This window comes from Roseateles sp. (genome assembly GCF_044373315.1).
GTDB lineage: Bacteria > Pseudomonadota > Gammaproteobacteria > Burkholderiales > Burkholderiaceae_C > JACDQM01.
In genome coordinates, this window is record NZ_JBILQK010000095.1 from 1 (window position 1) to 12,029 (window position 12,029).

The following is a 12,029-nucleotide window of genomic DNA, read 5'->3' on the forward strand; positions in this document are numbered from 1 at the left end:
AGATTGCTCATCACGAAGGGGCGCGTCGGCCGCATGCGGCGCGTGTCCGCCTCCATCACTTCCAGATTGGCACCCACATACGGCGCCAGATCGGTCTTGTTGATCACGAACAGATCGCTCTTGGTGATGCCGGGACCACCCTTGCGGGGAATCTTCTCGCCCGCGGCGACGTCGATCACGTAGATCGTCAGATCGGACAACTCCGGGCTGAAGGTAGCCGCCAGGTTGTCGCCACCGGATTCGATGAAGACGATGTCGGCATTCGGGTAGAGCTTCAGCATGCGGTCCACCGCCTCGAGATTGATCGAGGCGTCCTCACGGATCGCGGTATGCGGGCAGCCACCCGTCTCCACACCCATGATGCGTTCCGGCTCCAGCGCGCCGGCCACGGTCAGCAGGCGCTGGTCTTCCTTGGTGTAGATGTCGTTGGTGACCACCACCAAGTCATAGCGCTCGCGCAGGGCTTTGCACAGCACCTCGACCAGGGTGGTCTTGCCCGATCCGACCGGGCCGCCGACACCCACTCGCAGGGGGGGCAGGCGCTTGCTCCGGCCGGGGATGTTGTGCAGGGAACTGCTGGTGGTGGCGCTCATGATGAAATGGCTTCAGTGATGACGATGATCGAAAACGTAAGCAAGCATAGTGCCACGTCACTCGCGGATGGGGCATCGATACGGCCCGCCCAAGCCGGCGATGCCGGCGCCGTTGCGGCGCTTTACCTGGCGGTGCGGCGCCTGGAGATGGCCTACGCGCCCCTTCAGCACAGCGATGCCGAGGTGCAGCAGTGGCTCAGGGACGTGCTGATCCCGGCCGGGAACTGCTGGCTGCTGGTCAACCGTCAGGGTGACTTGCTGGGCCTGATCAGCGTCAGCGTTGATGTGGGAGGCCGAGCTTGGATCGATCAGCTGTATCTGAGTGCCGATTCGAGGGGGCGCGGTCTTGGCAGCGCACTGCTGTGGCATGCCTTGGGCTTGCTGCCTCGCCCCGTGCTGCTCTACACCTTCGAGCCCAATGTGGGCGCGCAGCGCTTCTATGAGCGCCACGGATTTGCCCTTGTTGCGCGTGGCGACGGGCGCGGCAATGAAGAGGGCTGTCCTGATCTGCTGATGCAGCTGGGGTGAGACCGCCAGCGCGCCGCAGTGGTGTCGCATCTTCGACAGCAAGTCGCCGCTGCGCTCGAACTGCGGCTTGTTGTGAAGCTCGTGCGGCAGGCGCTGCACGATGATCGGCCCTGGGTCAGGACATCACGGCGCAGCATCATGAGGCGCCGTCGTTCTTCTTGCCCAGGCTTCGCTCTTGATCGCAGCTGTAGGTGCAGGAGGCCGTGACCTCCTGCACCGTGCTTGCTGCCGCCCGGGACACTGGCCCGGACCGAAAAACCGGCTTGCTCAGCCCTTGGTGGGGCTCGCCTCAGGCTTGTCAGCCTTCGTGGCCTTGGGGTTTTCGGCTTTCACCGCAGGCTTGGCGGCGGCATCAGCCTTGGCAGCGGGCTTGGCCGCATCCGCCGTAGTTGCAGCCGCCTTGGCGACCGGTGCCGAAGCGCCAGCAGCCACGGCCTTCGGCGCAGTGGTGGGCGCCGCTGTCACTGTTGCCGCTGGGGCAAGCGGTTTTGCCGGCGTCGCCGCGGTCGCTGCCGCAACAGCCGGTGCCTTTGCCGTGGCCGGCGTGGCCGCAGCAGGGGCGGGGGCCTGGGCCAACACAGCGCCAGTCGAGGCAGCAAACAGGGCAGCGATCAGGGAGGTCTTCAGAGCATTCATCAGGATTTCTCCAAGGGTTGCGAAAGGGTGAGGATTCAACGAGGCGCCAAGAGCGCCTGTTGACCCCTTCTGCGCGCCGTTGCAATGTCTTACAAGGCGGCTCAGGCCTGCTGCTGCGCGAACTCCTGGGCGATGGCCTCTGTCAGCGGGCCGCGCGCCTCACGCCTGAACAGCAGGCCGACGCTGCGCGTCAGCTCAGGCGACGGCAGCGGTAACACGCGCAGGGTCAGGTCTTGCTCCCAGCGTGCGCGTCGCAATCGAGGTAGCAGGGCGACGCCCACGCGCTGGCGCACCAGTTCGACCAGCGCCTCGATGGAGTTGAGTTCGAGAAAGTCATGCACTGGCACCTTGAGCTGGCGAAGCGCGCGTTCCACCAGAGCGCCGGTGCGCTCGCTTCGATCAAAGCGCAGAAACGGTTCCGACTCCAGCAGCCGGCTCAAGCCGGCCCGGCTGCCGGAGGGTGCCAGCAGCACCAGCGGCTCCTCATACAGCGCCGTCCATCCCAGGCCGGCTGGCGGCCGGCGGCTGTCGCGCACCAGCACTGCCGCATCCAGCTGACCGGCGGCGACCATGGCGGAGAGTTCGCCGGACTTGGCTGACACCAGCTTCAGCTCCAGGCCAGCATGGCGCTGCTTCAGCGCTACCACAGCATGAGCCAGCGGCGCCACCGCGGACACAACCGCGCCGATGCGGTAGGCGCCGCGCAGAGGGTCCACCCGCAGCGCGGCACTGCGCAGTTCTTCGTGCAGCTCGGCATCCAGCGCCAGCATGCGTTCGGCCCAGGGCAGCAGGGCCTGACCGGCCGCATTGAGCTGGGCTACGCGGCTGCTGCGATCAAACAGTTCGCGCTTCAGCTCTTGCTCGAGATTGCGCATCTGCAGGCTCACCGCCGCCTGAGTCAGCGAGACCTCGGCGGCGGCCGCGGCGAAGGAGCCCTGGCGCGCCACGGCGATGAAGCTTTTGAGCGTGCGAAGACTGGGCATGGCAAGGTTTTCTTGTGGCTAAGAAAAGAATTATTAGCTTTTCTTGTGCTGGATGCCGGACCACAATCGACCGCAAGCAAATGCAAGGAGTGCTGACGATGACTTCCCGAGCTGGTGTGCTGAAACTGCTGAGTCTGGCGCTGGGCCTCGCGCTGACGGCGCCGCTGGCGCAGGCGCAGGACTATCCGACGCGCCCCATCCGCCTGGTCGTGCCCTTCCCGGCCGGTGGCGCTACCGATCTGCTGGCCCGCGCGATCTCGCAGAAGCTCTCAGCCCAGCTGGGTCAGCAGGTGGTGGTGGACAACAAGGCCGGCGCCGGCGGATCGCTGGGTTCGTCCGAAGCGGCCAAGGCGGCGCCGGACGGCTACACGCTGCTGATCGCCACCAGCAGCACGCACTCGATCGGCCCGCATCTGAACGCCAAGCTCAGCTACAAGGTCGAACAAGACTTCACGCCGGTGGCGCATGTGGCCAACGCGGCCAATGTGGTGCTGGTGCCGCCCAGCCTGCCGGTCAAGGACATCCGCGAGCTGATCGCCCTGGCCAAGAGCAAGCCGGGCCAGCTGAACTACGCCTCCAGCGGCAACGGCACCATCGTCCACCTGACCAGTGAGTCGTTCAAGAGCCAGGCCGGGGTGTTTATCACCCACATCCCGTATCGCGGCACGGCCCTGGCGATTCCAGACCTTGTGGCCGGCAATGTGCAGATGCTGTTCGACAGCATCGTCTCGGGCATGCCGCACGTGAAAGACGGCCGCCTCAAGGCCCTGGCCGTCACCGGCAAGGCGCGCTCGCCGCTGGCGCCCGAGCTGCCGACGGTCAGCGAATCCGGCCTGCCGGGCTTCGAGTCGGTCACCTGGTTCGGCATCTACGCGCCCAAGGGCCTGGCGCCGGCCCTGGTGGCGCGGCTCAACAACGAGTTCAACACGGCGCTGAAGTCGGCCGAGGTGCGCGAGCGCCTCGCGCGCCTGGGCGCCGAGCCGGTCAGCGATGCCAGCCCGGCCCAGTTCGCCGCCATGGTCAAGGCCGACAGCGAGCGCTGGGGCCGCCTGATCCGCGAACGCAAGATCACTGTGGAGTAAATGGTCATGACACAACAAGCCTTCAACTGGAACCAGGGCTACGCCAGCCAGCGCAGCCCGGTGTTCGCCCGCAACATCGTCTCGACCTCACACCCGCTGGCCGCGCAGGCCGGTCTGCGCATCCTGGCGCAGGGCGGCAATGCGGTGGACGCCGCCATCGCCACCGCCGCGGCGATGACCCTGGTCGAGCCCTGCAGCAACGGCCTGGGCTCGGACGCCTTCGCCATCCTGTGGGACGGCAAGGAGTTGCACGGTCTGAACGCCTCCGGCAATGCGCCGCAGGCCTGGACGCCCGAGTACTTCCACCGCAAGTACGGCGCCGACAGCAAGAGCCTGCCCAAGCGCGGCTGGGATGCGGTGACGGTGCCCGGCGCCGTGGCCGGCTGGGTGGCGATGAGCGAGCGCTTCGGCAAGCTGCCCTTTGCCGATCTGATGGCGCCGGCCATCGAGATCGCCGAGCGCGGCTATGCCGTGCCGGTGATCGTGCAGAGCAAATGGGCGATGGCAGCGGCCGTGTCGGACCTGACCTCGCAGCCCGGCTTCGCCGAGGCCTTCCTGCCGCGCGGGCGCGCACCGGCCGTGGGTGAGTTGTTCAAGTTTCCGCAGGCGGCACGCACGCTCAAACGGATCGCCGAGACCCGCGGCCAGGCTTTCTACCAGGGCGAGATCGCCGCTGCGGTGGAAGCCTTCGCCAAGCAGACCGGCGGCTCGATGACAGCGGCTGACTTCGCGGCCTACAAGCCCGAATGGGTCAAGCCGATCGCGCAGGACTATGCCGGCCACACGCTGCACGAGATCCCGCCCAACGGCCAGGGCATCGCGGCGCTGATGGCGCTGGGCATCCTGAAGCACTTTGATCTGGCTTCGCTGCCGGTGGACAGCACCGCCTCGCAGCATCTGCAGATCGAGGCGATGAAGCTGGCCTTTGCCGACGTCTACCGCTATGTCTCCGACCCGGTCAGCATGACGTTGAGCAGCGAGCAGATGCTGGACCCGGCCTATCTGGCGGAGCGCGCCAAGCTGATCGACATGGGCCGCGCGCAGGACTTCAAGGCCGGCAATCCGGTCAAGGGTGGCACCATCTACCTGACCACCGCGGACGAGAGCGGCATGATGGTCAGCTTCATCCAGAGCAACTACATGGGCTTCGGCTCCGGGCTGGTGGTGCCGGGCTACGGCGTCTCGCTGCAGAACCGCGGCCATTGCTTCACGCTGGAAGAGGGCCATGCCAACCAGGTGGCGCCGGGCAAGCGGCCCTTCCACACCATCATTCCGGCCTTCCTCACCAAGGACGGCCAGCCGGTGATGAGCTACGGCGTGATGGGCGGCAATATGCAGCCGCAAGGCCATATGCAGACCCTGGTGCGCATGCTGGACTACGGCCAGAACCCACAGGCCGCCTGCGACGCGCCGCGCTGGCGCTTCAACGAGGGCCTGTCGATCAATGTCGAGGCCAGCATGCGGCCCGACACCATCGACGGCCTGCGTGCATTGGGCCATCAGATTGGCGACATCCACGACAGCTACCAGGACTTCGGCGCCGGCCAGTTCATCTGGCGTCTGGGCAATCCGAGCGAGGAGGGCTATGTGGCCGCCAGCGACCCGCGCCGCGACGGCGCGGCCGTCGGCTACTGAACGACGGCGAGACCCTGTCAGGCCTGACACTATGAGGGCGAACTCAGCGCTGCTACGGTTCGCTCCCATGAGCTTGCTGCAGTCGCTGTCCCTGGGTTGGCAGACCGACCTGATCTTTCCGCGCTTCGAGGGCCTGGTGCTGGAGCGATCGGATTGCGTGGTCGTGCGCACACCGTCCAACCCGCTGTTCTACTGGGGCAACTGCCTGATCCTGCCCCAAGTGCCGGCCGATGCCGAGCTGGCGTACTGGCTGCAGCGCTTCGATGAAGAGGTGGGCTGCCACACGCGAGAATCCGGCCATGTGGCGATCGGCTTCGATGCGTCCGCGCCCTTCGAGCCCTTGCAGTCCTGGCAGGCGGCCGGCTTCCAGCTGTTCGCCACCTCGCAGCTGGAGCTGCAGGCGCACCTGCCGCGCCCGCTGGCGGCTGAGTTGCCGAGTGCCTACTTCCGCTTCGCGCCGCTGGACCTGAGCCAGCCACGCCAGCTGGATGCGGCGGTCGAGCTGCAGTGCGACAGTGACGACGGGCAGCACGAGCCCGAGCATTTCCGGCTGCACCGCCAGCGCCAGATGCAGCGCTACGCCGCGATGCAGGCGGCTGGGCTGGGCCACTGGTTCGGCATCTGGCGCGGTACCCAGCTGGTGGCGGACTGCGGCCTGTTCCGCGATGGCAGGCTGGGCCGCTTCCAGCACGTAGGCACCCATCCGGACTGGCGCCGCCGCGGCCTGTGCACCGCACTGGTCGAGCAAGTCAGCGCCTATGGCTTTGGCAGCATGGGCCTGGACCGCATCATCATGTGTGCCGATCCGCAGGATGTAGCGATCGGCATCTATGAGTCCATCGGCTACCAGCGGCGCAGCCATTGCTGGGGCGCACAGCGGCCACCACCGCGCGATCTGCAGCCGCAACAGCGCGTGCAGGCTTGTTCATCGTCGACCTAGTCGCTACGATGGCATCCAGATTTCAATCCAGCCCATGACCAAGCTTCTCGACCGCACCAGACCCCGCGCACCCCGTGCCGCGTGGGCTTGCGCTCGCGCTCATGTGGCTGTGCGCGTGTCGGTCTGACGCGCCGCCTCAGGCCCACCGCCTTTTTTCGTATGCATCGGACCTGACCCCACAAGGGTGAGGTGCCGCCTCTTGGAGTTCCCGCCTATGTCAACCCGGCATCTGTCCTGGTTTGACCAGCTCAAGCAGGCCCTGCGCCTGCCGCCCGGCGATCTGCTGCGCGACCTGGTTTACCGCCGTCTCTGGACATCCATCCTGATCAGCTCGCTGGGCGGGCAGATCACCATGCTCGCGTTGCCGCTGACCGCGGCCTTGCTGCTCGACGCCACGCCCACGCAGATGGGTCTGCTGACGGCGATGGAGATCCTGCCCTTCGTGCTGTTCTCGCTGCCCTCCGGTGTCTGGCTGGACCGGGTGCGCAAGCTGCCGGTCTACATCTGGGGCGAGACCATCCTGGCCCTGGTCGTGGCCACCGTGCCGCTGGCGGCCTGGATGGGCTGGTTGTCGATGACCTGGCTCTATGTGGTGGGCTTTGTGCTGGGCACGGTCTACACGACCGCCGGCAGCGCCGCACAGATCGTGCTGACCCAGGTGGTGCCGCGCGAGCGTCTGGTGGAGGCGCATGCCAAGAATGCGCTGGCTTCATCGGGCGCTGAAGTGGCGGGGCCAGGTCTTGCCGGTGCACTGATCAAGATCATGGGCGCGCCGATGGCGCTGGCGGTGAATGCCTTCCTGGTGCTGGTCTCGGCGCTGATCCTGCGCGGCATCAAGGTGCAGGAAGCACTGCCCAAGGTTGAGGGCGCCGACTTCTGGCGCGACCTCAAGGCCGGCCTGCGCTTTGTGCGCCAGCAGCGGCTGCTGATCGGTTTGGCCACGGCGGTGGGCAGCTGGCAGCTGTTCCACAACGCGGCCACCGTGGTGCAGATCCTGTTTGCCACCCGAACGCTGGAATTGAGCGGCCAGACCGTGGGCCTGTGCTACATCGCGCTGGGTGCCGGCACGGTGCTGGCCAGCGTGTTCGGGCACCGCATCAGCCGCCGCATCGGCCCTGGCCCCTGTCTGGTGCTGGGCTTTGCAGCCAGCAGCCAGGGCTGGCTGCTGCTGGCCTTTGCGCCGGTCGGCCCGCTGGGGGTGGCGATGTTCGCCTACATGCTGTTCAGTTTTGGCGTCGGCGCGGTGCTGATCTTCATCAACTTCCTCTCCTTGCGCCAGGCGGTGACGCCGGCGCCGCTGCTGGGCCGCATGACCAGCACCATGCGCTGGATGATCTTGCTCCCGGCCGGCCCGGGCGCGCTGCTCGGCGGTTGGATCGGCGAGCATCTGGGCCTGCGCTGGTCCTTGGGCTTTGCCGGCTGCGGCGCGCTGCTGCTGAGCCTGCTTGCCTGGCGCGCCAAGGTGATCCGCGAGGTGCGCACGCTGCCGGCCACTGTCGATCTTGAGCTGAGCGCGCGCCAACAGGATGCGGATGGGGGCGCAGCCCTGCTGCCCAGCAAATGAGCCTGCCGACGACAAGCATGAGCCCGATGATGACCACAACACCTGACCCCGTCCTGATCAAAGTGCCCGAAGAAATCGTCAGCGAGCGCCTGGTGCTGCTGGCGCCACGCGCCGGCCTGGGCCAGGCGCTCAACGCTGCCGTCTGCGAATCGATCGAGCATCTCAAGCCCTGGATGCACTGGGCCCACAGCGCACCCAGCGTCGAGGAGAGCGAGGCCGTGCTGCGCCACCAGCTTGCCAAGTTTGTGCTGCGCAGCGATCTGGTCTACCAGATCTACCGCCGCAACGACGATGGCAGCGCCGGCCGGCTGCTGGGCGGCACCGGCCTGCACCGTTTCGACTGGGCGGTGCGGCGTTTCGAGATCGGCTACTGGATTCGCGCCAGCGCGCAAGGCCAGGGTTATGTGAGCGAAGCGGTGCAGGCACTCACGCGCATGGCCTTCAGCGAGCTGCAGGCGCGCCGGGTCGAGATCCGCATGGATGACAACAATCTGCGCAGCCGCGCCGTGGCCGAGCGCTGCGGCTTCGAACTCGAGGGCGTGCTGCGCTGCGATGCACTCAGCCCGAGTGGCGAGCCGCGGGATACACGGGTGTATTCGCGGATCGCTGCTGTTGGGGCGAAGGTGCAAGGCTAGCTAGCTGTGATGTTTCAATAGTTGTTCACCCGGAAGTACCTGAGAGACTGGAGTTCTCTACGCTTCAGCTCAACAGGGAGGCGGCTGAGGCGGCCTGTGAGTCGCTGGCCTGAGACCCGATGGCGAGCGCTGGGGCTTGAGCAACTGTGCCGCTTCGCTAAAGCCCGGAGCAGGCGCCGCGTTCGCAAGCCAGGGACGCTACGCATGCCTTGGCAAGTCCAAGACGGTTTGGTACGGCGGCGCGCGATTGAGGCTTCAGATCACTGACCTGACCTCGCACCGCGCGTCCGAGCCTGAGGCCCTTGCAGGTGGCGACTCACTTGAGCCCATGGTCCATGCCGTACTTGAGATACAAGTTCCGCAGCGCGCCCTTTGCCTGCTGCTGCGCCAGTTCCGCATTGAACGCATCCCTCAGCGTCTCGGCCTGCGGCCAGTTTTTCGAGAAGCCGATATGGAAAGTACGCACCGGGCCGATGCTCTTGGGTGAGAAGTCGATTTGATCGAAGGCCGGAGTGTGGAGCTTGATCAGGTCAGTGCAGACACTGATCTCGCAAATGAAGATGTCCGTTGCGCCCGAAGCCAGGCGGTGCAGACCCCGGAGCTGAGGATCATGGTCATAGATCTCGTGGACTTCGGCAAACCGTTTCTCGATCAGCGCTTGACGAAACTCCGCCGCATAGCCAAAGGCGGCAGCGCTGCTGACACGCAAGCCGCCAAGGTCATCCAGCGTCTTCCAGTCAAGTGCCAAGCTCTTGCGCTTGAAAAACACATCCTTGACGGTGTTGATCGGCGCGCTGAAATAGTAGAGCTGCTCACGCTCGGGCGTCTTGGTCAGGCTGAACAGGCCGGCAAAAGCGCCGCGAGTGGCCTCTCTCTGAACGCGCGGCCAGGGCTGCATCATGAACTGGGGCTTGTAGCCTATGCGCTTCAAGACCGTCTCGATGATCTCAGTGTCGGCCCCGACGATTCGACCTGACGGCGAGGTGTACTGGAACGGCCTGAACTCCGATACGCCCAATGGCAGGGTCTTGAGCTGCACCTCATCGGTCGCGAGCACGCCGGTGCCGGCGCCCAGACCGGCCATCAACACCCAGAGACGAACAAGCACTGAAACGCAGAGTGTGGGTCTATTCATCGTGAACCGCCGCATCGGAGGGTATTGCCGCAGCTTGGTGGAGTGCAGCCATACGGATGCCAAGCCAGCGGAACATGAACGGCATTTTCCACTCTGCGACGAAGCTATGGGCGCCACCGAGCTACAAGCGCTCGCGGACCGGGGTTACTACAACGGTGTCGAGCTGAAGGCCTGTGAAGACGAGGGCATCGCGGCCTATGTGCCCAAGCCCATGACATCCAACGCGAAGGCCGAGGGGCGCTTCGACAAGACCGACTTCATCTACATCGCCCGAGATGACGAATACCAATGCCCTGCCGGTCAGCGCGCTATCTACCGCTACACCAGCGACGAGGAGGGCCTGCAGAAACGCACCTACTGGCCGAGCGCCTGTCCGCGTTGCCCGATGAAGGAGCGGTGCACGACAAGCCAGTACCGCCGCATCAGACGGTGGGAGCACGAAGCGGTGATGGACGCGGTGGAGCAGCGGCTTGAGCGAGAGCACGACGCTATGAAGTTGCGCAGGCGAACCATCGAGCACGTCTTCGGGACCCTCAAGCATTGGATGGGCTCAACGCACTTCCTGACACGACGGCTTGTCAACGTAGGAACCGAAATGAGCTTGCATGTTCTGACCCATCACCTGAAGCGCGTGATGCGCATCTTGGGCATAGCGCCGCTGATCCAGGCAATGAGCGCGATGGGCGCGTAAGCGCCGTCTGCGTGCTCCATTGGAGGTCGGCGGCGGTTCGTCTACCAGACGTCCAGATGCCACTCGCAGTCGTTTTATGAGCCCACCTCGGACAACTGGCAGTCAGAACCGGGCGAGCTGCCCTGTTGGCACCATTGGTCGCGTGTTCTCACACAGTCTCGGCTGAGAGCTGCCATTCGCAGAAGGCCTCGCCACCGGCAGAAACCTATGCTTATGGAGAGCTTTCCATAAGCAGCGGGTGCGGACGTTCGCGGCCGGCGTCCGTACGGCAACAATGTGCCCAAAGCCGAAGTTCGAAGTCAAGGGCGAAGGACGGCAGCGCAGCGGTTGCGGTCGGTGGTCGACGCGACCCCAATGCACGGTCACGGCCACGCAGCAGTCATCGGGCCGGCGCTGATCGCGCATGCCCAATGACCGCTGATGGATGTGCAGCCGACATTCCAAGCGCCGAGGCCCACCGGGGGCGCCTGAACGACCGCTGTCCCCTTTGGCGAACTGGAACTCCCGACCCTGAACCGACATCCACTGTCCCGATCTCACCGCCCTGAAGCAGCCTGTCGGACACCCTCGCAGTCACCCATAGGAGGCCCCGCGGCGGAGGGGCTCGAACTCACCAAAGCGCCGCGAGGTAATACAGGGGTGAGACAGGCAATGCCATCAACGGCATTCAGACTGCTGTGAACGTTTTTCGCCATTGACTGGGCGAGACGCCCACCGATTGCCGGAATTGCAGGCGGAATGACTCCGCAGAACCGAAACCAGCCTGCTCGGCCACGCGCTCGATGCTCAGCAGCCCGCGTTCCAACAGGCGCTGCGCAAACTGTACGCGCTCTGCCAGCAGCCAGACCTGGACCGATGTGCCGGTCAAGGCCTTGAATTGCCGCGTGAGGGTTCGGCGGCTGAGGCCGGCCTCCTGTGCCAGCGAGTTCAGGCTGTGCGTTTCATGCAGCCGCGCGCGCACCTCGTCCATCAGTCGGCCCAGCCGGGTACCGGTGCGGGCTACTGGCAAGGGCTGCTGGATGTATTGCGATTGGCCCCCTTCGCGGTGCGGTGGGATGACGAGCCGCCGCGCCAGCTGATTGGCGCGTTCGCTTCCCAACTGCTGCCGCACCAGATGCAGGCAGGCATCCAAGCCGGCGGCGGTGCCTGCCGAGGTGAGCACGCGGCCCTCCTGCACGTAGAGTACGTCAGGCTCCACACTGACGTCAGCAAAACGTTGGGCAAACAGCGGGGCATATTCCCAGTGGGTAGTGGCCCTTCCGCCGGACAACAGACCCGCCTCGGCCAGCACATGACTGCCCAGGCACAGCCCCACGATGAGTGCGCCTCGCACATGGGCGGCGCGCAGGGCGCGCAAGAACGTCTCTGGGGGACGCTCATTGACGTCACGCCAACTCGGCACGATAACCACATCTGCTTTGAGCAAGGCGCGTAGCGATGGCAGAGCGGTCAAGGCAAAGCCCGCACTGGTTCGCACAGGGTAAGCGCAAAGCAGCCGGCGTTCTTGCCCGACTGATCAGCGCTTGATACGGGATGCCGCGTAGGCGACGCATTCGACGATGCCAAGCGAGCTCAGCCAGACCTGCTTGTCGAGGTCGCTGTTGCCC

General features: G+C 65.6%; 11 protein-coding genes and 1 pseudogene. 7 read left to right on the forward strand and 5 right to left on the reverse strand.

Annotated features, from left to right (window positions below):
* Positions 1–593: urease accessory protein UreG (gene ureG, locus ACIQ67_RS16675; protein WP_397535502.1), on the reverse strand; the 593-nt coding region annotated here is incomplete at its 3' end.
* 18 nt (positions 594–611) lie between these two features.
* Here ureG and ACIQ67_RS16680 point away from each other — a divergent pair.
* Positions 612–1,121, forward strand: coding sequence for a GNAT family N-acetyltransferase (locus tag ACIQ67_RS16680; RefSeq protein ID WP_397535503.1), 510 nt, complete (start codon positions 612–614; stop codon positions 1,119–1,121).
* 267 nt (positions 1,122–1,388) lie between these two features.
* On the opposite strand, the gene ACIQ67_RS16685 is transcribed toward ACIQ67_RS16680, so the two are convergent.
* A complete protein-coding gene (locus ACIQ67_RS16685) occupies positions 1,389–1,757 on the reverse strand; it encodes a hypothetical protein (RefSeq protein WP_397535504.1) in 369 nt (122 codons plus the stop codon).
* Positions 1,758–1,858: 101 nt separating this feature from the next.
* Positions 1,859–2,740, reverse strand: coding sequence for a LysR family transcriptional regulator (locus ACIQ67_RS16690; RefSeq protein ID WP_397535505.1), 882 nt, complete (start codon positions 2,738–2,740; stop codon positions 1,859–1,861).
* Positions 2,741–2,838: 98 nt separating this feature from the next.
* On the opposite strand from ACIQ67_RS16690, the gene ACIQ67_RS16695 reads away from it, so the two are divergent.
* The 5 genes from ACIQ67_RS16695 to ACIQ67_RS16715 all read left to right on the forward strand — a co-directional run bounded on the left by ACIQ67_RS16695 (position 2,839) and on the right by ACIQ67_RS16715 (position 8,596).
* Positions 2,839–3,822, forward strand: coding sequence for a Bug family tripartite tricarboxylate transporter substrate binding protein (locus tag ACIQ67_RS16695; RefSeq protein ID WP_397535506.1), 984 nt, complete (start codon positions 2,839–2,841; stop codon positions 3,820–3,822).
* 6 nt (positions 3,823–3,828) lie between these two features.
* Positions 3,829–5,457 carry a gamma-glutamyltransferase gene (gene ggt / locus ACIQ67_RS16700; RefSeq protein WP_397535507.1) on the forward strand — a complete coding sequence of 543 codons (1,629 nt, stop codon included), beginning with the start codon at positions 3,829–3,831 and terminating at the stop codon, positions 5,455–5,457.
* Between the two features lie 67 nt (positions 5,458–5,524).
* Positions 5,525–6,397, forward strand: a complete 873-nt coding sequence (locus tag ACIQ67_RS16705) for a GNAT family N-acetyltransferase (RefSeq protein WP_397535508.1) — start codon at positions 5,525–5,527, stop codon at positions 6,395–6,397.
* Between the two features lie 214 nt (positions 6,398–6,611).
* Entirely contained in the window at positions 6,612–7,961 is a 1,350-nt protein-coding gene (locus ACIQ67_RS16710; RefSeq protein WP_397535509.1) for an MFS transporter, read from the forward strand.
* Positions 7,962–7,990: 29 nt separating this feature from the next.
* Positions 7,991–8,596, forward strand: coding sequence for a GNAT family N-acetyltransferase (locus tag ACIQ67_RS16715; RefSeq protein ID WP_397535510.1), 606 nt, complete (start codon positions 7,991–7,993; stop codon positions 8,594–8,596).
* 316 nt (positions 8,597–8,912) lie between these two features.
* On the opposite strand, the gene ACIQ67_RS16720 is transcribed toward ACIQ67_RS16715, so the two are convergent.
* Positions 8,913–9,746 (reverse strand): substrate-binding periplasmic protein, encoded by an 834-nt coding sequence (locus ACIQ67_RS16720; protein ID WP_397535511.1) that lies wholly within the window; start codon positions 9,744–9,746, stop codon positions 8,913–8,915.
* Between the two features lie 85 nt (positions 9,747–9,831).
* Here ACIQ67_RS16720 and ACIQ67_RS16725 point away from each other — a divergent pair.
* Positions 9,832–10,422 (forward strand): annotated as a pseudogene (locus ACIQ67_RS16725) (transposase); the annotation flags it as partial.
* Positions 10,423–11,089: 667 nt separating this feature from the next.
* Here the strand turns inward: ACIQ67_RS16725 and ACIQ67_RS16730 are convergent.
* On the reverse strand, positions 11,090–11,899 hold the full coding sequence (locus tag ACIQ67_RS16730) for a helix-turn-helix domain-containing protein (RefSeq protein WP_397535512.1): 810 nt from the start codon (positions 11,897–11,899) through the stop codon (positions 11,090–11,092).
* Positions 11,900–12,029: the final 130 nt, after the last annotated feature.